The organism is Pseudomonas sp. 3HC3 (assembly GCF_044904505.1).
Classification (GTDB): Bacteria; Pseudomonadota; Gammaproteobacteria; order Pseudomonadales; family Pseudomonadaceae; genus Aquipseudomonas; species Aquipseudomonas putida_Y.
The window spans coordinates 45,131-66,736 of record NZ_JADDRH010000022.1; the positions used below are offsets into that span (position 1 = coordinate 45,131).

The following is a 21,606-nucleotide window of genomic DNA, read 5'->3' on the forward strand; positions in this document are numbered from 1 at the left end:
CTGCTTCGCGGGTGAACCCGCTCCTACAGGATTCTGTGCGGTATCCGAGTACTGCGCCGAACCTGTAGGAGCGGGTTCACCCGCGAAACAGGCGACGCCGCGCCAAAGCCCTACTAAAGATAAGGCGAAACCGTGACCCTTCACCTCCAAGCTGCGGGCCTGGCCTGCGAGCGCGACTGGCGCCTGCTGTTCGAGCAGCTCGATTTCGAGCTGGGCGCCGGCGACATGCTGCAGATCAGTGGCCCCAACGGCAGTGGCAAGACCAGCCTGTTGCGCTTGCTGGCCGGGCTGATGCAGCCGACGGCCGGGCAGATTCTGCTGGGTGGCAAGCCCCTGGCCGAACAGCGACATGCCCTGGCCAGCGCACTGCTGTGGATCGGCCACGCCGCTGGCATCAAGGACTTGCTCACCGCCGAGGAGAATCTCACCTGGCTGTGCGCCCTGCACCAGCCGGCCAGCCGCGAGGCGATCTGGGCGGCGCTGGAGGCTGTCGGCCTGCGCGGTTTCGAAGACGTCCCCTGCCATACCCTGTCCGCCGGCCAGCAGCGCCGCGTGGCCCTGGCCCGGCTGCACCTGGCTTGCCCGCCGCTATGGATTCTCGACGAGCCGTTCACCGCGCTCGACAAGCAAGGCGTGGCGCAGCTTGAAGCGCACCTGGCAGCCCACTGCGAGCAGGGCGGCACGGTGGTGCTGACGACTCACCACACACTGGAACGCAAGCCCTCCGGTTACCGAGAACTGAACCTGGGGCAATGGGCTGCATGAGCGTATTCATTTTGTTGCTGCGCCGCGAAGCGCGCCTGCTGTGCCGTCGCCCGGCCGAACTGGCCAACCCGTTGGTGTTCTTCGCCATCGTCGTGGCCATGTTCCCGCTGGCGGTCGGCCCGGAAAGCCAATTGTTGCAAACCTTGTCGCCGGGCCTGGTCTGGGTGGCAGCGTTGCTGGCAGTGTTGTTGTCGCTGGACGGCCTGTTCCGCAGCGATTTCGAAGACGGCTCGCTGGAGCAATGGGTGCTGTCGCCGCACCCACTGGCGCTGCTGGTGCTGGCCAAGGTGCTGGCGCACTGGATCTTTTCCGGGCTGGCGCTGGTATTGTTGGCGCCACTGCTGGCACTGATGCTGGGGCTGCCAAGCCATTGCCTGCCGGTGCTGCTCGGTTCGTTGCTGCTGGGTACGCCGGTATTGAGCTTGCTGGGCGCAGTGGGCGCGGCGCTGACAGTCGGCCTTAAACGCGGAGGTTTGTTACTGGCGTTGCTGATTCTGCCGTTGTATATCCCTGTATTGATCCTGGGCAGTGGTGCGTTGCAAGCGGCGTTGCAAAATATGCCGGCAACCGGCCATCTGCTCTGGCTCGCCAGCTTGACGGCTCTTGCCGTTACCCTGGCACCCTTTGCGATAGCGGCTGGCCTGAAGATCAGCGTCGGCGAATAACGAGTCCCGGGCTCTCAAGCCCGGCAAATACCCTGGATGTACCCTGATGAAAATAAGCTGGACGTGGTTCCACAAGCTGGGCTCCCCGAAATGGTTCTATGCCATCAGCGGCCGCATGCTGCCGTGGCTGGCCGGTGCAGCCGTGCTCCTGCTGCTGGTGGGCATTACCTGGGGCCTGGCCTTCGCCCCCCAGGACTACCAGCAAGGCAACAGCTTCCGCATCATCTATATCCATGTGCCGGCGGCGATGCTGGCGCAGTCCTGCTATGTGCTGCTGGCGGTGGCCGGGGTGGTGGGGCTGGTGTGGAAGATGAAACTGGCCGACGTCGCCCTGCAATGTGCTGCGCCCATTGGCGCCTGGATGACCGCCGTGGCGCTGGTTACCGGCGCCATCTGGGGCAAACCGACCTGGGGCAGCTGGTGGGTATGGGATGCCCGCCTTACGTCCATGCTCATCCTGCTGTTCCTGTACTTCGGCATTATTGCGCTGGGCCAGGCAATCAGTAATCGTGACAGTGCGGCCAAGGCCTGTGCGGTGCTTGCGATTGTCGGCGTGGTGAATATCCCGATCATCAAGTATTCGGTGGAGTGGTGGAACACCCTGCACCAGGGCGCCACCTTCACCCTTACCGAAAAGCCGGCGATGCCGGCCGAAATGTGGCTGCCGCTGTTGTGTACGGCGCTGGGTTTCTACTGCTTTTTCGGTGCGGTGCTGTTGCTGCGTATGCGCCTAGAGGTGCTCAAGCGCGAAGCACGTGCCAGTTGGGTCAGGGACGAAGTATTGAACAGCCTGGGGCGGAGGCCCGCACAATGAGCTTTGCCACTTTCGGTGACTTTCTCGCCATGGGCCACCATGGGCTGTACGTGTGGTCGGCCTATGGCATCTGCCTGGTGGTGCTGGCACTGAATGTCGCCTCGCCATTGCTGGCTCGTCGTCGCTATTTGCAAGAAGAGGCGCGCCGTTTGCGCCGGGAGAACAACCAGTGAATCCGCAGCGCAAGAAACGCCTGTTGCTCATCGTCGGCCTGTTGGTCGGCGTCGGGGTTGCCGTCGGCTTTGCCTTGAGCGCATTGCAGCAGAACATCAACCTGTTCTATACACCAACCCAGATCGCCAACGGCGAAGCGCCGCTGGACACGCGCATTCGCGCTGGCGGCATGGTCGAGAAAGGCTCGGTGCAGCGCTCGGCCGACTCGCTGGAAGTGCGTTTCGTGGTTACCGACTTCAACAAGTCGGTACCCATCACCTACCGCGGCATCCTCCCCGATCTGTTCCGCGAAGGGCAGGGCATCGTCGCCCTTGGCAAGCTCAATGCCGAAGGTGTGGTGGTAGCCGATGAAGTGCTGGCCAAGCATGATGAGAAATACATGCCGCCCGAGGTCACCAAGGCGTTGAAGGAAAGCGGCCAGGCCGCTACCGGCGCAGAGGCCAAGCCATGAACGCAGCACTGGTAATCCCCGAACTGGGCCAGTTGGCGATGATTCTGGCCATCTGCTTTGCCGTCGTGCAGGCCAGTGTGCCGCTGCTGGGCGCGTGGCGTGGCGACAGCCTGTGGATGAGCCTGGCGCGGCCGGCAGCGTGGGGGCAGTTTGCCTTCCTGGTGTTTGCCTTTGCCTGCCTGACCCATGCCTTCATGACAGACAATTTCTCGGTCGCCTATGTGGCCAGCAACTCCAACAGCGCCTTGCCCTGGTACTACAAGTTCAGTGCGGTGTGGGGCGCTCATGAGGGTTCGTTGCTGCTTTGGGCGCTGATCCTCGGCGGTTGGACCTTTGCCGTGTCGGTGTTCTCGCGGCAGTTGCCGCAGGTGATGCTGGCCCGCGTACTGGCGGTAATGGGCATGATCAGCGTGGGCTTCCTGAGCTTCCTGATCATTACTTCCAACCCGTTCCAGCGCCTGCTGCCGCAGGTGCCGACCGATGGTCGCGACCTCAACCCGCTGTTGCAGGACTTTGGCCTGATCGTGCATCCGCCGATGCTGTACATGGGCTACGTGGGCTTCTCGGTGGCCTTTGCTTTCGCCATCGCCGCCTTGCTTGGCGGCCGGCTGGACGCGGCCTGGGCGCGCTGGTCGCGGCCGTGGACCATCGTTGCGTGGGCTTTCCTTGGTGTTGGTATCACCTTGGGTTCGTGGTGGGCCTACTACGAACTGGGCTGGGGTGGCTGGTGGTTCTGGGACCCGGTGGAGAACGCCTCGTTCATGCCTTGGCTGGTGGGCACGGCACTGATCCACTCGCTGGCGGTGACCGAGAAACGCGGGGTGTTCAAGAGCTGGACCGTGCTGCTGGCAATTGCCGCATTCTCGTTGAGCCTGCTGGGTACCTTCCTGGTGCGTTCCGGCGTGCTGACCTCGGTGCATGCGTTTGCCGCCGACCCGTCACGCGGCATTTTCATCCTGTTTTTCCTGCTGTTCGTGGTCGGCGGGTCGCTCACCCTGTTCGCACTGCGCGCACCGGTGGTCAAGAGCCAGGTCGGTTTCGCCCTGTGGTCGCGTGAAACGCTGCTGCTGGCCAACAATCTGGTGCTGGTGGTGGCGGCTTCGATGATTCTGCTCGGTACCCTGTACCCGCTGGTGCTCGATGCCCTGACCGGTGCCAAGCTGTCGGTCGGCCCGCCCTACTTCGACGCCTTGTTCCTGCCACTGATGGCGCTGCTGATGGTGGTGATGAGCGTGGGCGTGGTGGTGCGCTGGAAGGACACCCCGGGCAAATGGCTGGTCAGCATGATGACCCCGGTGTTGATCGGCAGTGCCATCCTTGCTCCGGTTGCCGGCTTTATCGTCGACGACTTCGATTGGCCGACACTGACGGCCTTTGCCCTGGCTGCCTGGGTAGTGCTTGGCGGGCTGCGTGACATTTTCGACAAGACCCGCCACAAGGGCCTGGTCAAAGGCCTGCCGGGCCTGGGGCGCAGCTACTGGGGCATGCAACTGGCGCACCTGGGCCTGGCGGTGTGTGCCTTGGGCGTGGTGCTGTCCAGCAACAACAGCGCCGAACGCGACCTGCGCATGGCGCCCGGCGAAAGCGTGGAACTGGGTGGCTACCACTTCCTGTTCCAGGGCGCCAAGCACTTCGAGGGGCCGAATTTTATCTCTGACAAGGGCACCGTCGTGGTCAGCCGCGAGGGTCGTGAAGTGACCACACTGCACCCGGAGAAGCGCCTGTACACCGTGCAACAGTCGATGATGACCGAAGCGGGCATCGACGCCGGCTTTACCCGAGACCTGTACGTTGCGCTTGGTGAGCCACTGGAAAATGGCGCCTGGGCTGTGCGCGTACATATTAAGCCTTACGTTCGCTGGATCTGGCTGGGCGGTCTGCTGACCGGCCTGGGCGGGTTGCTGGCGGCCCTCGACCGGCGCTACCGCGTCAAGGTCAAGACCCGGGTGCGTGATGTCCTGGGCGTGTCTGGAGCAGCTGCATGAAGCGTTGGATCATGGTAGTGCCCCTTGCAGTGTTCCTGCTGGTGGCGGTGTTCCTCTACAAGGGGCTTTTCCTCAAGCCCGACGAGCTGCCTTCGGCAATGATTGGCAAACCGTTCCCGGTGTTTTCCCTGGCTTCGACACAGGGGGACCGCACCCTGACTCAGGCTGACTTGCAGGGCCGCCCGGCACTGGTCAATGTATGGGCCACCTGGTGTCCGTCATGCAAGGTCGAGCACCCGTACCTGAACCAGCTGGCACAGCAGGGTGTGGTGATCCATGGGGTCAACTACAAGGATGACAACGCCGCCGCGCAGAAGTGGTTGGCCGAGTTCCACAACCCCTACCAGCTGGATATTCGTGACGAGCAGGGCAGCCTGGGCCTGGACCTTGGGGTGTATGGGGCGCCGGAAACCTTCCTGATAGACGCCAAGGGCATCATCCGCTACAAGCACGTGGGTATCGTTGATGCCACGGTCTGGCGTGAACAGCTGGCGCCGTTGTACCAGGGCCTGATTGACGAGGCCAAGCCATGAAGCGCTGGCTGGCAGCTGCGGTGCTGGGCATGAGCCTGGCCGGTGTGGCCAAGGCGGCGATCGACACCTACCAGTTTCGCGACGAGGCCGAGCGCGAGCGTTACCAACAGTTGACCAAGGAACTGCGCTGCCCCAAGTGCCAGAACCAGGATATTGCCGACTCCAACGCGCCGATTGCTGCCGACCTGCGCCGGGAAATCTTCCGCATGCTCGGCGAAGGCCAGAGCAACCAGCAGATCATCGACTTCATGGTCGACCGCTATGGCGACTTCGTGCGTTACAAGCCGGCGCTCAGCGCGCGTACCTGGCTGCTGTGGTTTGGCCCTGGGATCTTGCTGGTCGGTGGCTTCGTGGTGCTGGCGGTGATTGTGCGCCGACGCCGTGGTACGGCCGCGCAAGGTGCCGATGAGTTGTCTGCTGAAGAACGCGAGCGTCTCGCCAAACTGCTGGAAAAAGAACAGACCCATGATTGAATTCTGGCTTAGCGCGGGCCTGCTGCTGCTCGCTGCCCTCAGCTTTTTGCTGCTCCCGATCCTGCGTGGCCGCCGTCGCCAGCAGGAAGAAGACCGCACGGCCCTGAACGTGGCCCTTTACCAGGAGCGCATCGCTGAACTGGCGGCCCAGCAAACCGCCGGTGTGCTCGATGAGGCGCAGATGGCCAAGGGCCGGGACGAGGCTGCCCGCGAGTTGCTGGCCGATACCGAAGGCGCCGAGGCCCCGCGCCAGGGGCATTTGGGCAAGGCCCTGCCGCTGCTGGCGGCAGTGCTGGTACCGCTGATGGCGCTGGGGCTGTACCTGCATTTTGGCGCGGCCGACAAGGTGGCGCTGACCCAGGAATTTGCCGAGGCACCCAAGTCGATGGAAGAAATGACCACGCGCCTTGAGCGCGTGGTGCAGGCCCAGCCGGATTCGGCCGAGGCCATGTATTTCCTTGGCCGGGCCTACATGGCCGAACAGCGCCCGGCCGATGCCGCGCGTACGTTCGAACGGGCCGTGGCCTTGGCTGGCCGCCAGCCCGAGCTGCTGGGGCAGTGGGCCCAGGCCCTGTACTTTGCCGCCAACAAGCAGTGGAGCCCGCAATTGCAGGCGCTGACTGACGAAGCGTTGAAGGCTGACCCCAACGAGGTGACCAGCCTGGGCTTGCGCGGTATTGCTGCGTTTGAAGGCGAGCGTTATCAGGAAGCCATCGACTACTGGAAGCGCTTGCTGGCGCAGTTGCCAGAAAGTGATACATCGCGTGCTGCCCTGCAGGGTGGTATCGACCGCGCCGCCGAGCGCCTGGGTGGCGCGCCAGCGCAGGCGACCAAGCCTGCACCTGTGGCGGCTCGCCTGAAAGTGCGTGTGGAACTGGCGGATGCTTTGAAGGACAAGGTCAAGCCGGACGACACGGTGTTTATCTTCGCTCGCGCCAGCAATGGCCCGCCGATGCCACTGGCGGCCAAGCGGGTGACCGTGGCGCAGTTGCCGATCGAGGTGGAGTTGTCTGATGCTGATGCGATGATGCCGCAGATGAAACTGTCGCAATTTGCCGAAGTCCAACTGGTTGCACGTGTTTCACGCGCGGGTCAGCCTACCCAGGGTGAATGGATTGGCCGGGGTGCTCCGTTGCCTAGCGCCACCCAGGCTACCCAGCGCCTGACCATCGACACTCCAGACCAGTAAGAGAGCAATGCCATGCATAGCACCGTCCGCCTGACCCTGATTACCCTGGCCCTGGGTTTGTCTGCGTGTACGGTGCACGAGCCGTACGAGCAGCCCGCGCCACCTATCGAGCGTGTGCCGCCGTCGGGGCCGGTGGTCAAGCCCTTGCCGGGCGGGCAGCCTTCCACTCAGCCGAGCAAGCCGGCAGCAATACCCAAGCCCATGCCGCGTACCTCGGCCAGCTTTGCGCCACCGCCTGGCGGGGCAAGCCACTGGGATCCCAGGCTGGGTGTATATGTGTTGGAGAAGCAGCCCAATACCTTCTACCGGCAGCGTACCTACTATCGGTTTGATAACGGCTGGAGCTGGTCGCTGAGCCCGAATGGGCCGTGGCAGGAAACTGACAGCAGCGGTGTACCAGGTGGGTTGGGGCGCGCGTTCGCACAGTAACGCTGTTTCTGTATTTGCTTCTGCTTCTGCTTCTGCTTCTGCTTTTGATTTTGCTTGTAAGCGCGCGATAGTTCAGGCGACGCAGATTGCGACTTCAGGAGGCCGAGCGCAGGGCTTGCGAAGGGAGGTGACGGGCATGGATGCCCGTCAAGCGCTGGGCCCCAGGATGGGGCCTGCAGCGCGGTCCTCCCGGGAGCAAGACCGTAGCGAGGGAACCCCGGAGCGTAGCGCAGGGGCCGGATGATAGGAGCGCAGCGTTTTTTGGTTACTTTTTGTCGCGTTTGACAAAAAGTGACCCGCCGTAAGGGCGGAAAGGTGACTATGCGCCACCTGCGTGAATGAATACCTACTCGATGTGAGTGCCCACATCCAAGAAGCAAGAAGCAAGAAGCAAGAAGCAAGAAGCAAGAAGCGAACTCGTCTGTTTTGACTCAGCGAACAGTCCATTCGCGATGGCGACACGGACTCACCTTTTCGCCCTTACGGCGAGTCACTTTTTGTCAAACGCGACAAAAAGTAACCAAAAAACGCTGCGCTCCCATCATCCGGCCCCTGCGCTGCGCTCCGGGGTCCCCTCCCTCCGGCCTTGCTCCCGGCAGGACCGCGCCGAAGGCCCCATCCTGGGGCCTCAGCGCTTGACGGGCATCCATGCCCGTCACCTGCCTCCGCAAGGCCTGCGTTCGGCCTCCTGAAGTCGCGAAGATCAAGATCAAGATCAAGATCAAGATCAAGATCAAGATCAACAGCAACAGCAACAGCAACAGCAACGCAGCAACAGCACAGTACAGTTTTGCCTTGTTATTTCCATTGACTGTACCGGTCGGTGACTCCGCATAATGACGCCTCGAATTTACCCGGAGGTGGCATGCGCAAGACAGTCCTGGTACTGGTGGAAACCGTCGACGATTACCTGCCCATGCTGGAGCAGGCCGGTTACCACCTGATCCGTGCCCCTTCGCCGCAACTGCGCGCCGATGCCATTCATCGCCACGCCGAAGAAATCGATGCGGTGCTCACCCGTGGTCCGCTGGGGCTGTCCGCCGCCGAAATTGACGCATTACCCAGATTGCAGATCATCTGCGTGATCGGCGCCGGCTACGAGCAGGTCGACCTGTCCGCCGCCGACGCCCGCGGCATAACCGTCACCAATGGCGCCGGGGCCAATGCCGCAGCCGTCGCCGACCACACCCTGGCCCTGCTGCTGGCGCTGCTGCGCGACATCCCCCGTGCCGATGCCAGCACGCGGCGCGGTGAATGGAACCGGGTGATCAGCCCCTCGGTGAGTGGCAAACGCCTGGGCATTCTCGGCCTCGGAGCAGTAGGGCTGGCGATCGCCAAGCGGGCCCACTTGGGCTTCGACATGCACGTCAGCTACCACAGCCGCACAGCACGCCAGGATGTCCCCTATGCCTGGTACGACAGCCCCCGACACTTGGCTGAAGCCGTCGACATCCTGGTGGTGGCCACCCCCGGTGGCGCCAACACCCGGCATCTGGTCGATGCCCACGTCCTTCAGGCCCTGGGGGCTGACGGCTATCTGGTGAACATCGCCCGTGCCAGCGTGGTCGACACCCAGGCCCTGATTGCTGCATTGCAGCGTGGCCAGCTGGCTGGCGCCGCGCTGGATGTATTCGATGACGAGCCGGCAGTGCCCGATGCACTCAAGGCCTTGCCCAACACCGTGCTCACACCCCACGTGGCTGGCCAATCGCCAGAAGCCGCGCGCGACACGGTGGCCTTGGTGCTACGCAACCTGCAGGCGTTCTTTGCCGGTGAGCCAGTTTTGACCCCGGTACGCCCGTAACCCTTTTCCAGATATCTGCCTGGCAGCGCCCGGGCAACAAGGAGTGTGTGCATGCAACTCGAAATATTCCAGGTCGATGCCTTTTCCACTGAACCGTTCGGTGGCAACCCGGCCGCAGTGATCCCGCTGGACAGCTGGCTGCCGGACGATGTGCTGCAGCGCATCGCTGAAGAAAACAACCTGTCAGAAACAGCCTACTTCGTGCGCAAAGGCGAAACGTTCGACCTGCGTTGGTTCACCCCCACCGTGGAAGTCGACCTGTGCGGCCATGCTACCTTGGCCTCGGCTTACGTGCTGTTCGAGCAACTGGGTGAGCAGGCGCAAGTACTGCGCTTCAACACCCGCAGTGGCGAGCTGCGCGTGAGCCGTGGCACTGATGGCCTGCTGGCCATGGACTTCCCAGCCAAGCAACCCGTAGCGGTGGACATGCCGGCGGGCCTGCTGCAGGCGTTGGGCTTGAGCCAGGCACAGGTGGTGTACCGTAGCGACGATTATGTGGTGGTGATCGATGACGCCTTGCTGCTCGATACGTTGAAACCAGACTTTGTTGCACTGTCGGCCTTCGACGTCCGTGGCATTGCCGTGACCGCGGCAGGGCGTGGCTTTGATTTCGTCACCCGCTGGTTCGGCCCGCGGGTTGGTGTGAATGAAGACCCGGTAACCGGCTCGGCGCACACTTCGCTGGCGCCGGTATGGGCCCAGAGGCTGAGCAAGAAGGTGCTGAACTGCGAGCAGGGCGGGGCACGCAAAGGGCAATTGCAGTGTGAAGTGCCGGGCAATGGCCGCGTAATCATCAGTGGGCGGGCGGCGTTGTACCTGCGGGGCAATGTTTACATCTAGCATGGCGTGCGATGCCCTGGGGGGCCTCTATAATTGCAGGCCCATCTTTCCGTTCAAGGAGCCACCCATGGCCCTGGAAAAACACGGCACCTGCCTGTGCGGCGACACGCGGCTGACGGTCAGCGTCGACAATACCCATATCAGCGCTTGTCATTGCAGCATGTGCCGCAAGTGGACCGGCGGCCCGCTGCTGGTGGTGCACTGCAGCAAGCCTCCGCTGATCGAAGGGCGTGCGCCCAGCGTCTACGATTCGTCCGACTGGGCCCAGCGTGCTTTCTGTGGCCGCTGTGGTACGCACCTGTACTACCGGCTCAAGGCCAACGACTTCCATGCCGTGCCGGTCGGCCTGCTCGATGGCGACCAAGCCTGGGATTTCGACCTGCAGATCTTCGTTGAACAGAAACCCGCGTGGTACTGCTTCGCCAATCAGACCAAGGAGCTGTCCGGCCAAGAGGTGTTCGAGCAGAACAGCTGATTCAACGTCATGTCTGTACGGGGGCATTCCGTTGGCGAATGCCTCCATACAATTCTGCGTGAACTTGCCAAACCGGTGCATTCCTGAGAAAAGGGCGGTTTTGTTTTTCAGCGTTGGAGTGTACCCGTGAGCCAAGAACTGCAGATCATCGACCTGGTCGAGGGCGACGGCAAAGCCGCCGTCAAAGGTGCCCTGATCACCACCCAGTACACCGGCTGGCTGGCCGATGGCAGCGAGTTCGACTCGTCATGGTCGCGCGGTAAGCCGTTTCAGTGCGTGATCGGTACCGGCAGGGTAATCAAAGGCTGGGACCAAGGCCTGATGGGCTTGCGCGTTGGCGGCAAGCGCAAGCTGCTGGTACCGGCGCACCTGGGCTATGGCGAACGCAGCGTAGGGGCGATCCCGCCGAATTCGGACCTGACCTTCGAGATCGAACTGCTGGAAGTGCTCACGCGGGATGATTGAGTGGGCACGTTGCAACCCGAAATTCTTGCACCTTACACAATTGCGCAACACCCAGCCCCTAATCTAGGCCTTGCCTAGGGAACGGCATCCACCTCCAGGGAGGAACCAAACGGGTTCGGGGCACTCTGACCCTGACGCGTTGCCAGGGATGGCATTCACTACACGGGCGCCCTGCAACTGGTCGGGCGATGTGGCGGGTAAACCCGATTTTCTCTGCCACACGAGCCTGCCTTGATGAAGTTGCCAACATTCTTCCGCCGTCGCCGTCACTTGCTGCTGAGTCTGTTGCTCACAGCCATCGCCGTACCGTTGGCGCTGGAGGCTGTCGAAAGCCGGGCACGACCGGTGGATGGCACCCAGACCCTGGTGTTTCTGCGTCATGGCGAGAAGCCGGGCGAGGGGCTCGGGCAGTTGAACTGCCAGGGCCTCAACCGTGCGCTGGACCTGGCCAGTGTACTGCCCGAGCGCTTCGGCAAGGCCGACTACGTGTTTGCCGCCAACCCCACGCGGCATGTCGAGGAAGGCAGCCGGGACGAAAGCTACAGCTACATCCGCCCATTGATGACCATCACCCCCAGTGCCATCCGCCTCGGCTTGCCGGTGAATATCGACTACGGCGCCAACGACACTGCTGAACTGGCCGATGAGTTGCTGAGCGACAAGTACCGCAATGCGACCATCTACACTGCCTGGTCCCACGGCTACCTGCCGGAACTGATCAACACCGTGGCCGGCAAGGCCCTGGGGGAGGAGCGGGTGATCACCGAGGATTGGAGCGGCGAAGACTTCGACACGCTCTATGTACTGACCCTGACCTGGCAAAACGGCAAAGCCAGCCTGCTGAGCCGCAATGTGCGCCAGGGCCTGAATGGCGGTGCGCATAGCTGCCCGACCTGATCCGCTGGTACTGTTTGGCAAGGAAGCCGGAACAGGGATGAGCGATGAAGCAGCGGGTAACGGTGATCGGTGGTGGAGTGGTGGGACTGGCGACGGCTTACGCGCTGGTTCGGGAAGGATGGTCGGTTGACCTGATCGAGGCCCGCGACAGCCTGGCGTCGGCCACCAGCTTTGCCAATGGCGGGCAATTGTCCTATCGCTATGTGGCGCCGCTGGCTGATGCCGGGGTGCCCTGGCAGGCGCTGGGCTGGCTGTTGCAAGGCGAGTCGCCATTGCGTTTGCGCTTGCGCATGGACCCGGCCCAGTGGCGCTGGTTGCTGGCATTTACCCTGGCTTGCCGGCGTAGCGTCAATCGCCGTAATGCCGGGCAATTGCTTGAGCTGGCGCTTTACAGCCAGGCCGTTCTGGCGCAATGGCGCGAGGACCAGAACCTGGGGGATTTCGCCTGGCGGCGCAATGGCAAGCTGGTGGCTTTTCGCAGTGAACGGGCCTTTGCCCAAGGCCGGGAGCAGTTGACGGACCCGGCCAGTCAGCAGGTGCTGGCGGCTGCCGAGCTGCGCGGGCTGGAGCCTGCCCTGGATGGCGCACCTTTTGTGGGTGGCGTGTTCACGGCGGGCGAAGAGGTTGGCGATTGTCACTTGTTTTGCTTGCGGCTGGAGGCGCTGTTGCGCGCGTCGGGCCAGTGCCATTTCCTGCTTGGCCGGCCGGTGACGCAATTGGTTCAGCGCCAGGGCCAGGTCGTGGCACTGCAACTGGGCGATCAGCAGCTGGACGTGGAGCAGTTGGTGCTGTGTGCCGGGCATCGCGGCCCAGGCTTGGCATTACCGGGAGTGCAGATACCGGTTTACCCGTTGAAGGGCTACAGCCTGACCGCGCCGATCAGCGCCGGGCACCTGCCCCCTGAGGTGAGCCTTACCGACTATGAGCGCAAGATCGTCTATGCCCGCCTGGGGCAGCAGCTGCGGGTAGCGGCGATGGTGGACATTGTCGGGTTCGATGAGTCGGTGGACATGCGCCGTTTGCAGAGCATGCGGCGGCTGGCGCTGGAGACGCTGCCGAGGGCGGCGGATTATGGCCAGGCGGTGGAGTGGGCGGGGATGCGACCAGCGACACCGACCGGGGTACCGATCATGGGTGGGACGGTGTACCGCAACCTGTGGCTGAATCTGGGGCATGGGGCGTTGGGGTTCACCTTGGCCTGTGGCAGTGCGCAGCGTTTGGCCCGGATGATGCGTTAACCGGACCGGCCTCTTCGCGGCTAAAGCCGCTCCTACGAGGACCCCACGGTATTCAGGCTTGCGCTGGTCCTGTAGGAGCGGCTTTAGCCGCGAAGAGGCCGGTACAGGCGAAGGATGTCTAGCGGCCGAAGCGCATCGGCCAGCCCACCACTTTCTTCGCTCGTGGCGTCGCATAGGTGCGCACTTTGGACGTGCTCAAGCCCATGCGCACCAGCGATTCGGCAATGGTCACCGCTGCACTCACACCATCCACCACCGGCACGCCGGTGCGTTGACGAATCTGCTCGTCCAGCCCGGCCATGCCGCCACAACCCAGGCAGATCACTTCGGCCTTGTCGTCACGCACGGCGCGCTCGGCCTGCCCAACAATCGCCTCCACGGCCCGCTGCGGGTCGGCTTCCAGTTCCAGCACCGCCAGCCCGCTGGCTCGCACCGAGGCGCAGCGGTCATACAGGCCCGAGAGCTTCAGGCGGTCCTCGATCAGTGGCACGGTGCGGTCCAGCGTGGTTACAACGGAATAGGCGTGGCCCAGGTACATTGCCGTGCTGGCGGCGGCGTCGGTAATGTCCACCACAGGCACGTTGAGCAGTTCCTGCAGGCCTTCGCGGCCATGTTCGCCATAACCGGCCTGGATCACGGCATCGTAGGGCCCTTCAAAGGCCAGGACCCGGTCCATCACCGCGATGGCCGCCAGGTAGCTCTCGAAGTTGCCCTCCACCGATTCGGCGCCGAACCAGGGCGTGAGGCCGACGATTTCGGTGCCGGGTGCGGCCACCGCACGGGCCTGCTCGGCAATGGCCTGGGTGATGGCTTCGGTGGTGTTGACGTTGGCGATCAGAATACGCATGGGCAGTCCTCCTTGATTAATGGCCGCTGTGGTCGACGGCGATGCACTCGCCGCTGACGTCGTGGTAGTGGCGGTTACGTGGCGCGATCAGCAGGTACAGGGCGGCGGCGATGCCGGCACCGATCAGCCAGGAGAACGGCGCGATACCCTGGAAGTTGGGCACCAGGGCCAGGATGATGGCCAGCAGTGCGGCCGGCACGAAGGCGGCCACGGCGCGCAGGTTGATGCCCTTGCTGTAGTGATAGGCACCGGCCGGGTGCTCGGTATACAGCTCCGGCACGTTGATGCAGCCTTTGCGCAGCAACCAGTAGTCGGACATGATCACGCCGTACAGCGGGCCGAGCAGGGCGCCCAGGCCCGACAGGAAGTACACGATCACCAGCGGGCTGTTGTACAGGTTCCAGGGCAGGATCAGCACCGCCAGGGTGGCGCTGATCAGCCCGGCACGGCGGAAGTTCAGGTGGCGCGGCGCCAGGTTGCTGAGTACGAAGGCCGGGGCGACGAAGTTGGCCATGATGTTCACCGCCACGGTGACGATCAGGAAGGCCAGGCAGCCGAGCACCAGGAATGGCGTGCTGGGTATGGCGGCGACGATCTGCGTCGGGCTGTCGATGATGTGGCCGTTGATCTGGAACTGCGCGCCGCACAGCACCACGGTGATCACGGCGAACACCAGGATGTTCACCGGCAGGCCCCAGAAGTTGCCGACGCGGATGGTCTTGCGGCATGGCGAGGAGCGGGCGAAGTCACAGAAGTTCAGCACCAGGGTGCCGTAGATCGCCAGCCACAGTGCGCCGCCGGCGAAGATGTTGCGCCACATCTCGTAGCCGGTTAGCGGGGTAGCCACCGACCAGGCAATGCGCGCGTCGGCCTTGAAGTACATGAACACCGCCAGGGCGGCGACGGTCAGCAGGATCACCGGCCCGGCAAAGGCCTCGTAACGGCGCACCATCTCCATGCCGTAGGCCAGGATCACCAACTGCACCAGCCAGATCGACACGAAACACACCCAGCCCAGGCTCGACAGGCCGAGGATGCTGTCGTGGTCGTAGGCTGCCAGTTGCGGCCACACGGCGGTGAGCAGCACCCGCAGCACCACCGATGCCAGATAGGTCTGGATGCCGAACCAGGCGATGGCGATGACTGCCCGGATCAGCGCCGGGATCTGTGCGCCGTGGATGCCGAAAGCAATGCGGCTGATGACCGGAAACGGCACCCCGGTTTTCTGCCCCATGTAACCCGACAGGTTCATGAAGAAGTACACCAGTGCCGCGCCGATGGCCAGCGACAACAGAATTTGCCAGCCACCCAGGCCGAGGGCGAACAAGCCCATGGCGAACGAATAGTTGGCGATATTGTGCACATCGTTGGTCCACAGCGCGAAGATGCTGTAGCCGCCCCAGCGACGGCCTTCCATACGCGTTGGCGCCAGGTCGCGGTTATGCAGGCGCGGGCTGAGAACAAGGTCCGGCTGGTGGCCGGCAAGCGTGGACGCGGGGTGTGTGCTGGCGACGGATTGTTCAGGGGCAAGGTCGAGGCTGCTACTCATTCCGGCGGGCTCCTGATGCACATGGACTGCGATGAGCGGGCATGCGCACGGGCTCGCCATCTCGTCGGTGCAGCGTTGGCATCACAGGGTTGTGGGCGCGGCGGCCGATATTGGGTCGGCGTCGCGGATTCTTGTGTATCTATGTTTTGTTTAAGTTGTATACAAAACACGAACACACAAAAGCGAGTTCCATGCCAAGGGAAGAGCAGGTTTCAGAAGGCGATCATTTCGAACTTATCTTGTTAAAAGGTAAGTTAATGAAATACAGAGAATATAAGTTGACCAAGTGAACAAGTTATATTTTTTGAAAGATTGATTAGTTGATCATTTGGTCAAAATAACGGGTGGAAAGTGTGTAACGAATTGGGGCGCTACTGAAGAAAGTGCACACAAAAATGGCACCTATGGTTACGTTTTTGTGTACAAAAAATAGTCAGCTTTTCCAGTGCTGGCCTCTTCGCGGGCACGCCTGCGAAGAGGCCAGCACAGAAGCCAATCAATCCATTGGCGGCAACCGCCGCTTGACCGGGGTCTTCTTGATGATCGCGGTATTGGTCTCAGCCAGCACATTCATGAGGTCGAGCAGCGTGTCCAACTGCTCCATCGAGCGCACATGCAGTCGGGCGACGAAGCAGTCTTCGCCAATGACCTTGTCGCATTCGGTGAACTCAGGGATGGCAATGATCTGGCGCTCCACTTCTTGCAGCTTCCCCGGCAGCGGACGGATGCGCACGATCGCCTGCAACTGGTAGCCAAAGGCGCGAGGGTCGACCTCCACGGTGTAGCCGCGCAGCACGCCACGCTCTTCCAGCCGGCGCAGGCGCTCGCTGACGCTGGGTGCGGACAGCCCGCTGACCTGCGCCAGAGCCTTGAGCGAGCGGCGCGAGTCCTCCATCAGGGCATTGATCAATAGTTGGTCGATGGCATCGGTCATACCCACCTCATCAGGTAATTCGTGTTATTTGCCTTGATAGTAAAGGCAGACCCGCGAATATGCCTTGGTTATCCGCTGGATGGCCAGGCTGTCGCCTTTGCATACTGTGGCCATCATCAACGGGAGATTTGAGATGGACAGTTCATTGCGCCGTGGCTCGCTGGAAATGGTCGCCGCCATGCTGATTTCCGGGACCATTGGCTGGTTCGTGCTGGTGTCCGGCCAGCCGGTGCTGGATGTTGTGTTCTGGCGCTGCGTGTTCGGTGCCGTGACCTTGCTGGCGATTTGCGCCGCGTTTGGCTTTCTGCGACCGGGCGTGATCAGCCGCACGGCATTTTTGCTGGCGATTGCCAGTGGGGTGGCCATTGTCGGCAACTGGCTGCTGTTGTTTGCCTCGTACGCGCGGGCGTCGATTGCCATCGGCACGGCGGTTTACAACGTGCAGCCATTCATTCTGGTGGGGCTGGCGGCGCTGTTTCTGGGCGAAAAGATCACGTTGGCCAAGGTGACCTGGCTGAGTGTGGCGTTCCTCGGCATGCTGGCCATCGTCAGTGCCCACGGCGCAGGGCAAAGTAATGGCGAGGACTATCTGCTGGGGATTGCCCTGGCGCTGGGGGCGGCGTTTCTGTATGCAATCGCGGCCTTGATCATCAAGCGCCTGAGTGGCACGCCCCCGCACCTGATTGCGTTGATTCAGGTAACCACGGGTGTGTTGCTGCTGGCGCCATGGGTCACGCTTGGCGGGTTGCCGGTTGAAGTGCCGGCGTTGGCCAGCTTGTTGACACTGGGCATGGTGCACACTGGCCTGATGTATGTGCTGTTGTACAGCGCCATCCAGCGTTTGCCCACGGCGTTGACCGGTGCGCTGTCGTTCATTTACCCGATTGCGGCAATTCTGGTGGACTGGGTGGCGTTCGGGCACCGCCTGGCGCCGCTGCAGTGGCTGGGCGTGGGGTTGATCCTGCTGGCGGCAGCGGGCATGCAGCAGGGGTGGTGGTTCCGCTCGGCGCGGCATCCTGTAGGCGCGGGTTTACCCGCGAAGAGGCCCGCAAGGTAGAATGCCGCTTTTTGCCAGCCTGCGATCCGCCATGACCTCGCCCATCGACACCCTTGAGCAACACCTGCTCGCCGCCCTCGACCCTGCCCCACAGGAAACCCGCCGCCTGTTCCACGGTCGCGGCCGCTGCTGGCCGGGCCTGGAGCAGGTCACCGTCGACTGGCTGCAGGGCGTGCTGTCGGTCGCCTTGTTCCGTGAGCCGCCCGAGGGCCAGCTCGCCGAACTGGAAGCCATGCTGCGCAGCTTGGCCGAGCGCCCGCAGTGGACTGGGCAGGCAGTCATCATCCAGCACCGCTACCTGCCCGACAGCCCGGGCCAGTGGCTGCTGGGCGAGCCGTGCCAGCAGCGCGAAGTGATCGAGGACGGCCTGACCTACCTGCTGGACCTGGGCGTGCGGCAAAACAATGGCCTGTTCCTCGACATGCGCTATGGCCGCCGCTGGGTGCGCGAGCAGGCGGCGGGCAAGCGCGTGCTCAACCTGTTCGCTTATACCTGCGGCTTTTCCGTGGCAGCGATTGCCGGTGGCGCTGAGCAGATGGTGAACCTGGACATGGCCAAGTCGGCCCTGTCGCGGGGCCGGGACAACCATCGCCTCAATGGCCACGATGCATCACGGGTGGCGTACCTGGGGCATGAACTGTTCAAGTCGTGGGGCAAGGTGCGCAAGTACGGGCCTTATGACCTGATCATCATCGACCCGCCTACCTTCCAGCGTGGCAGCTTTGTGCTGACCCAGGATTACGCAAAGATCCTGCGGCGTTTGCCGGAGTTGTTGAGCGAAGGCGGGACGGTGCTGGCGTGTGTCAACGACCCGGGGATCGGGCCTGAGTTTCTGATCGAAGGCATGGCAGCGCAGGCGCCTTCGTTGGCTTATGTCGAGCGCCTGGAAAACCCGCCGGAGTTTCCGGACGTTGACCCGGCGGGGGGGCTGAAGGCCTTGGTGTTCCGCCGGGTTTGATGTTGCTTGTGCGTTACTGACCGGTATAGATCTGGTCAAACACCCCACCATCATTGAAGTGGGTCTTCTGCACGGTACGCCAGTCACCGAAGGTTTTCTCCACCGACAGGAAGTCCACTTTCGGGAAGCGGTCGGTGTACTTGGCCAGTACCGTTGCATCACGCGGGCGCAGGTAGTTGTTGGCGGCGATCTCCTGGGCTGCTGGTGACCACAGGTACTTCAGATATTCCTCGGCCACGGCCTGGGTGCCTTTCCTGGCCACCACCTTGTCGACCACCGTCACCGGTGGCTCGGCTTCGGCCGATACGCTTGGGTAGACCACTTCGAACTGGTCGCGGCCAAACTCGCGGGCGATCATCTCGGCTTCGTTCTCGAAGGTGACCAGTACGTCGCCGATCTGGTTGGTCATGAACGTGGTGGTGGCGGCACGGCCACCGGTGTCCAGCACGGGTGCCTGCTTGAACAGCTTGCCGACGAAGTCGCGGGCTTTGCTTTCATCGCCGCCTTGCTTGAGTACGTAGCCCCAGGCCGACAGGTAGGTATAGCGGCCATTACCCGAGGTTTTCGGGTTGGGCACGATCACCTGCACACCGTCTTTGAGCAGGTCGGGCCAGTCTTTGAGGGCTTTTGGGTTGCCCTTGCGCACGATGAACACCGTGGCCGAGGTGAATGGCGCGCTGTTGTTCGGCAGGCGGCTTACCCAGTTGTCGGGCACCAGCTTGCCCTTGTCTGCCAGGGCGTTGATGTCGGTGGCCATGTTCATGGTGATGACATCGGCCGGCAGACCATCGATCACCGCACGCGCCTGCTTGCTCGAGCCGCCGAAGGACATCTGCACGTTGACCTTCTCGTTGTGTTCGGCTTCCCAGTGCTTCTGGAAGGCCGGGTTGTAGTCCTTGTAGAAGTCGCGCATCACGTCGTAGGAAACGTTGAGCAGGGTGGGGGCGGCCTGGGCGAGGTTACCCAAGGCCAGGCCTGCGGCGAGCAGCGAGGCGGTGAAGAGCTTTTTCACGATGCTTCCTTGTTCTTGAAGGGTGTTGGGGCAGATTGCCAGCGACTATAGCGGGTGGGTTTATACGGGTTAAAGAACAAAAAATGCTTTGGTTATGCTTCTGCCTGTGCCGGCCTCTTCGCGGGTGAACCCGCTCCTACGGGGACCGCGCACAGTCCAGCCTGTTGTAGGAGCGGGTTTACCCGCGAAGAGGCCGGCACAGGCGCTATCACGCTTTGGGAAACAACCCATTCCCACAGCGACAACAGAACGCCGCCCCATGCTCGTGGGTCTTCTTGTGGCAGGTCGGGCAATCATGCTGCAACTGCTCCCCGCGCATGGCATTGGCCAGCTCGGCGGTAAAGATGCCGGTCGGCACGGCAATGATCGAATAACCGGTGATCATCACCAGCGACGACAGCACCTGCCCCAGCGGAGTCTTCGGCACGATGTCGCCAAAGCCCACGGTGGTCAGGGTAACGATGGCCCAGTAGATGCCTTTGGGGATGCTGGTAAAGCCATGCTCAGGCCCTTCGATCACGTACATCAGCGTGCCGAACACGGTCACCAGCGTCGATACCGTCACCAGGAACACGATGATCTTCTGTTTGCTGCCGCGCAGCGCCTCCATCAGGTAATGGGCCTGCTTGAGGTACGGGCTGAGCTTGAGTACACGGAAGATCCGCAGCATCCGTATCACACGAATGATCAACAGGTACTGGGCGTCGCTGTAGTACAGCGCGAGGATCCCCGGCACGACCGCCAGTAAATCGACCAGGCCATAGAAACTGAAGGCATAGCGCATCGGCTTCGGCGAGCAGTACAGGCGGGTGATGTATTCAGCCAGGAATATCGCGGTAAAGCCCCACTCGATGCCAGCCAGCAGGCCGGCGTAGCCTTGGTGTACTTCGTCGATGCTGTCGAGGATCACCGTGACCAGGCTGGCCAAGATGATCAGTAGCAGGATCTTGTCGAAGCGGCGACCGGCTACGGTGTCGGTCTGGAAGACGATGACGAAGAGCCGCTCGCGCAGACTCGCTGGGTTGTTCATTGGCTCGTTCCACAAAAGCGATGGGCTGAGCCTAGGGGTTGCGATTCAGCTGTGCAAGCGGCTGGCGTTGCGCTGCCTGGGTTGTGCCAGGTAGCTGCCCAAGTGCATCAGCCAACAGGCGGCAACGAAGGGGGCGGTCAGGGCAGGCAGCGGCAACAGCTTGAACAGCGGTTGCAGCAGCAGGGCCAGGGCTACTGCCAGCAACGTCACCCATGGTTTTTCGCCCTGGCGGCTAAACGCCAAGGCTGCCAGCGCGGCGTTGAAGCCGCAAAGGCCTAACCATGCGGCCTGTGCATGATCGGCGAGCAGGGCCACGCCGCCACCAATGGCCGAACCGATCACCGCCCACAACGCCGCATAGGGGTTGGCGATGAACATGCCGACGATGATCAGCAACCCGGCCAAGGGCTGGTCGAGCAGGAAGATCTGGCCCACGCCGCGGGCCAACGCATACAGCGGGTCGGCTTCGACGAAGCCGCTGGGCGAGGGGCTGGCGACCAGCAGTGTGGCCCAGCCCAGCAATACGAAAGGGGAGGTGTAGGCAATCAGCAACTTGCCGCCACGCTTGCGCCACTGGTGGGTGATGATGCTGGACAGGCCGCCGGCGGCGATGATCAGTGGCGGCAGGATCGCCGACCAAGGCAGCACCGCGCTGATCAGGATGCCGATCAGCACGCCGTTGTAGCAGTACAGCCCCGCTTGGCGGTCGGCACGGTCATAGCCGCGTGCCTGGGCGGTGAGCAGGCCGGCCAGGGCGCCAAGCAGCGCGCCGCCGACCAGGTTGGGCGCCGTCAGCAGGATGGCCAGCAGGCAGCACAGGCCGCACAGGGGGTTGCGCAGCAGCAGCACCTGGCTGAAGCCGTTGAGTAGCGCCGTGGCCCAGTCGGGGCACGGGTTGACGAAATTTTTGGTGTACATGGGGCAGTCAGTGAGGTTGATGGGGGAGCGGTGGGCCTCTTTGGGCCTCGATTTTCCGCGGTCGGGTAGAGCGGTATTCGGAGAGCGCTTTGCCCTCCAATCGC

General features: G+C 62.7%; 25 protein-coding genes. 19 read left to right on the plus strand and 6 right to left on the minus strand.

Translation table 11 applies throughout. From position 1 onward, the window contains the following. The first annotated feature begins 132 nt into the window (after positions 1–132). The 17 genes from ccmA (at position 133) to INQ47_RS22340 (ending at position 13,197) form a co-directional block, all read left to right on the plus strand. The gene (gene ccmA / locus INQ47_RS22260; RefSeq protein WP_003254385.1) at positions 133–765 is read left to right on the plus strand and encodes a cytochrome c biogenesis heme-transporting ATPase CcmA; all 633 of its coding nucleotides are present in this window, start codon (positions 133–135) and stop codon (positions 763–765) included. Further along, positions 753–1,430: a heme exporter protein CcmB gene (gene ccmB, locus INQ47_RS22265; RefSeq protein ID WP_021785206.1), complete on the plus strand. Its 678-nt coding sequence runs from the start codon at positions 753–755 to the stop codon at positions 1,428–1,430. The genes ccmA and ccmB overlap by 13 nt, the downstream gene beginning before the upstream one ends. A gap of 46 nt (positions 1,431–1,476) precedes the next feature. Further along, positions 1,477–2,244, plus strand: a complete 768-nt coding sequence (locus INQ47_RS22270; protein WP_021785207.1) for a heme ABC transporter permease — start codon at positions 1,477–1,479, stop codon at positions 2,242–2,244. After that, positions 2,241–2,417, plus strand: a complete 177-nt coding sequence (ccmD, locus tag INQ47_RS22275) for a heme exporter protein CcmD (RefSeq protein ID WP_021785208.1) — start codon at positions 2,241–2,243, stop codon at positions 2,415–2,417. Before INQ47_RS22270 ends, ccmD begins: the two co-directional genes overlap by 4 nt. After that, on the plus strand, positions 2,414–2,869 hold the full coding sequence (ccmE, locus tag INQ47_RS22280; RefSeq protein WP_404702597.1) for a cytochrome c maturation protein CcmE: 456 nt from the start codon (positions 2,414–2,416) through the stop codon (positions 2,867–2,869). Before ccmD ends, ccmE begins: the two co-directional genes overlap by 4 nt. Then, entirely contained in the window at positions 2,866–4,854 is a 1,989-nt protein-coding gene (locus tag INQ47_RS22285) for a heme lyase CcmF/NrfE family subunit (protein ID WP_252460561.1), read from the plus strand. Before ccmE ends, INQ47_RS22285 begins: the two co-directional genes overlap by 4 nt. Beyond that, entirely contained in the window at positions 4,851–5,387 is a 537-nt protein-coding gene (locus INQ47_RS22290; RefSeq protein ID WP_003254377.1) for a DsbE family thiol:disulfide interchange protein, read from the plus strand. The genes INQ47_RS22285 and INQ47_RS22290 overlap by 4 nt, the downstream gene beginning before the upstream one ends. After that, on the plus strand, positions 5,384–5,860 hold the full coding sequence (locus tag INQ47_RS22295; RefSeq protein ID WP_021785211.1) for a cytochrome c-type biogenesis protein: 477 nt from the start codon (positions 5,384–5,386) through the stop codon (positions 5,858–5,860). The genes INQ47_RS22290 and INQ47_RS22295 overlap by 4 nt, the downstream gene beginning before the upstream one ends. After that, positions 5,853–7,049 (plus strand): c-type cytochrome biogenesis protein CcmI, encoded by a 1,197-nt coding sequence (ccmI, locus tag INQ47_RS22300; RefSeq protein ID WP_404702598.1) that lies wholly within the window; start codon positions 5,853–5,855, stop codon positions 7,047–7,049. Before INQ47_RS22295 ends, ccmI begins: the two co-directional genes overlap by 8 nt. A 12-nt stretch (positions 7,050–7,061) precedes the next feature. Then, positions 7,062–7,478 carry a hypothetical protein gene (locus INQ47_RS22305; RefSeq protein WP_021785213.1) on the plus strand — a complete coding sequence of 139 codons (417 nt, stop codon included), beginning with the start codon at positions 7,062–7,064 and terminating at the stop codon, positions 7,476–7,478. A gap of 648 nt (positions 7,479–8,126) precedes the next feature. Continuing rightward, positions 8,127–8,315: a hypothetical protein gene (locus tag INQ47_RS22310; protein WP_404702599.1), complete on the plus strand. Its 189-nt coding sequence runs from the start codon at positions 8,127–8,129 to the stop codon at positions 8,313–8,315. A 28-nt stretch (positions 8,316–8,343) separates the two neighbouring features. Next, on the plus strand, positions 8,344–9,282 hold the full coding sequence (locus INQ47_RS22315) for a 2-hydroxyacid dehydrogenase (RefSeq protein ID WP_404702600.1): 939 nt from the start codon (positions 8,344–8,346) through the stop codon (positions 9,280–9,282). A 51-nt stretch (positions 9,283–9,333) separates the two neighbouring features. Next, entirely contained in the window at positions 9,334–10,122 is a 789-nt protein-coding gene (locus tag INQ47_RS22320; protein ID WP_404702601.1) for a PhzF family phenazine biosynthesis protein, read from the plus strand. A gap of 67 nt (positions 10,123–10,189) precedes the next feature. Continuing rightward, positions 10,190–10,597, plus strand: a complete 408-nt coding sequence (locus INQ47_RS22325; protein WP_252458912.1) for a GFA family protein — start codon at positions 10,190–10,192, stop codon at positions 10,595–10,597. 126 nt (positions 10,598–10,723) lie between these two features. After that, on the plus strand, positions 10,724–11,062 hold the full coding sequence (locus INQ47_RS22330) for an FKBP-type peptidyl-prolyl cis-trans isomerase (protein ID WP_404702602.1): 339 nt from the start codon (positions 10,724–10,726) through the stop codon (positions 11,060–11,062). A gap of 234 nt (positions 11,063–11,296) precedes the next feature. Next, positions 11,297–11,959 carry a histidine phosphatase family protein gene (locus tag INQ47_RS22335; protein ID WP_279934459.1) on the plus strand — a complete coding sequence of 221 codons (663 nt, stop codon included), beginning with the start codon at positions 11,297–11,299 and terminating at the stop codon, positions 11,957–11,959. Between the two features lie 44 nt (positions 11,960–12,003). Then, positions 12,004–13,197 carry a D-amino acid dehydrogenase gene (locus tag INQ47_RS22340; RefSeq protein ID WP_404702603.1) on the plus strand — a complete coding sequence of 398 codons (1,194 nt, stop codon included), beginning with the start codon at positions 12,004–12,006 and terminating at the stop codon, positions 13,195–13,197. A 118-nt stretch (positions 13,198–13,315) separates the two neighbouring features. Here the strand turns inward: INQ47_RS22340 and INQ47_RS22345 are convergent, their stop codons facing one another. The 3 genes from INQ47_RS22345 to INQ47_RS22355 form a co-directional block, all read right to left on the minus strand. Next, positions 13,316–14,044, minus strand: coding sequence for an aspartate/glutamate racemase family protein (locus tag INQ47_RS22345; protein WP_404702604.1), 729 nt, complete (start codon positions 14,042–14,044; stop codon positions 13,316–13,318). A gap of 16 nt (positions 14,045–14,060) precedes the next feature. Further along, on the minus strand, positions 14,061–15,593 hold the full coding sequence (locus INQ47_RS22350; protein WP_404702605.1) for an NCS1 family nucleobase:cation symporter-1: 1,533 nt from the start codon (positions 15,591–15,593) through the stop codon (positions 14,061–14,063). A 496-nt stretch (positions 15,594–16,089) separates the two neighbouring features. Continuing rightward, positions 16,090–16,527, minus strand: coding sequence for an Lrp/AsnC family transcriptional regulator (locus INQ47_RS22355; RefSeq protein ID WP_003254357.1), 438 nt, complete (start codon positions 16,525–16,527; stop codon positions 16,090–16,092). Between the two features lie 133 nt (positions 16,528–16,660). Between INQ47_RS22355 and INQ47_RS22360 the strand changes: the two genes are divergently transcribed. Then, the gene (locus INQ47_RS22360; RefSeq protein WP_070383583.1) at positions 16,661–17,584 is read left to right on the plus strand and encodes a DMT family transporter; all 924 of its coding nucleotides are present in this window, start codon (positions 16,661–16,663) and stop codon (positions 17,582–17,584) included. Between the two features lie 31 nt (positions 17,585–17,615). After that, complete coding sequence (locus INQ47_RS22365; protein ID WP_404702606.1) at positions 17,616–18,542, plus strand: class I SAM-dependent methyltransferase; 927 nt, start codon at positions 17,616–17,618, stop codon at positions 18,540–18,542. 13 nt (positions 18,543–18,555) lie between these two features. Here INQ47_RS22365 and INQ47_RS22370 read toward each other — a convergent pair whose 3' ends face one another. The 3 genes from INQ47_RS22370 to INQ47_RS22380 all read right to left on the minus strand — a co-directional run bounded on the left by INQ47_RS22370 (position 18,556) and on the right by INQ47_RS22380 (position 21,502). Further along, the gene (locus tag INQ47_RS22370; RefSeq protein ID WP_252458906.1) at positions 18,556–19,554 is read right to left on the minus strand and encodes a sulfate ABC transporter substrate-binding protein; all 999 of its coding nucleotides are present in this window, start codon (positions 19,552–19,554) and stop codon (positions 18,556–18,558) included. Positions 19,555–19,762: 208 nt separating this feature from the next. After that, a complete protein-coding gene (locus INQ47_RS22375) occupies positions 19,763–20,584 on the minus strand; it encodes an ion transporter (RefSeq protein WP_404702607.1) in 822 nt (273 codons plus the stop codon). Positions 20,585–20,629: 45 nt separating this feature from the next. Next, on the minus strand, positions 20,630–21,502 hold the full coding sequence (locus tag INQ47_RS22380) for an urea transporter (protein ID WP_103462234.1): 873 nt from the start codon (positions 21,500–21,502) through the stop codon (positions 20,630–20,632). Positions 21,503–21,606 lie beyond the last annotated feature (104 nt).

Coding starts and splice junctions, on each gene's coding strand:
- ccmB (WP_021785206.1), top strand. CDS start 753: ATGGGCTGCATGAGCGTATTCATTTTGTTGCTGCGCCGCGAAGCGCGC.
- INQ47_RS22270 (WP_021785207.1), top strand. CDS start 1,477: ATGAAAATAAGCTGGACGTGGTTCCACAAGCTGGGCTCCCCGAAATGG.
- ccmD (WP_021785208.1), top strand. CDS start 2,241: ATGAGCTTTGCCACTTTCGGTGACTTTCTCGCCATGGGCCACCATGGG.
- INQ47_RS22285 (WP_252460561.1), top strand. CDS start 2,866: ATGAACGCAGCACTGGTAATCCCCGAACTGGGCCAGTTGGCGATGATT.
- INQ47_RS22290 (WP_003254377.1), top strand. CDS start 4,851: ATGAAGCGTTGGATCATGGTAGTGCCCCTTGCAGTGTTCCTGCTGGTG.
- INQ47_RS22295 (WP_021785211.1), top strand. CDS start 5,384: ATGAAGCGCTGGCTGGCAGCTGCGGTGCTGGGCATGAGCCTGGCCGGT.
- ccmI (WP_404702598.1), top strand. CDS start 5,853: ATGATTGAATTCTGGCTTAGCGCGGGCCTGCTGCTGCTCGCTGCCCTC.
- INQ47_RS22305 (WP_021785213.1), top strand. CDS start 7,062: ATGCATAGCACCGTCCGCCTGACCCTGATTACCCTGGCCCTGGGTTTG.
- INQ47_RS22310 (WP_404702599.1), top strand. CDS start 8,127: ATGCCCGTCACCTGCCTCCGCAAGGCCTGCGTTCGGCCTCCTGAAGTC.
- INQ47_RS22315 (WP_404702600.1), top strand. CDS start 8,344: ATGCGCAAGACAGTCCTGGTACTGGTGGAAACCGTCGACGATTACCTG.
- INQ47_RS22320 (WP_404702601.1), top strand. CDS start 9,334: ATGCAACTCGAAATATTCCAGGTCGATGCCTTTTCCACTGAACCGTTC.
- INQ47_RS22325 (WP_252458912.1), top strand. CDS start 10,190: ATGGCCCTGGAAAAACACGGCACCTGCCTGTGCGGCGACACGCGGCTG.
- INQ47_RS22335 (WP_279934459.1), top strand. CDS start 11,297: ATGAAGTTGCCAACATTCTTCCGCCGTCGCCGTCACTTGCTGCTGAGT.
- INQ47_RS22340 (WP_404702603.1), top strand. CDS start 12,004: ATGAAGCAGCGGGTAACGGTGATCGGTGGTGGAGTGGTGGGACTGGCG.
- INQ47_RS22345 (WP_404702604.1), bottom strand. CDS start 14,044: ATGCGTATTCTGATCGCCAACGTCAACACCACCGAAGCCATCACCCAG.
- INQ47_RS22350 (WP_404702605.1), bottom strand. CDS start 15,593: ATGAGTAGCAGCCTCGACCTTGCCCCTGAACAATCCGTCGCCAGCACA.
- INQ47_RS22355 (WP_003254357.1), bottom strand. CDS start 16,527: ATGACCGATGCCATCGACCAACTATTGATCAATGCCCTGATGGAGGAC.
- INQ47_RS22360 (WP_070383583.1), top strand. CDS start 16,661: ATGGACAGTTCATTGCGCCGTGGCTCGCTGGAAATGGTCGCCGCCATG.
- INQ47_RS22365 (WP_404702606.1), top strand. CDS start 17,616: ATGACCTCGCCCATCGACACCCTTGAGCAACACCTGCTCGCCGCCCTC.
- INQ47_RS22375 (WP_404702607.1), bottom strand. CDS start 20,584: ATGAACAACCCAGCGAGTCTGCGCGAGCGGCTCTTCGTCATCGTCTTC.
- INQ47_RS22380 (WP_103462234.1), bottom strand. CDS start 21,502: ATGTACACCAAAAATTTCGTCAACCCGTGCCCCGACTGGGCCACGGCG.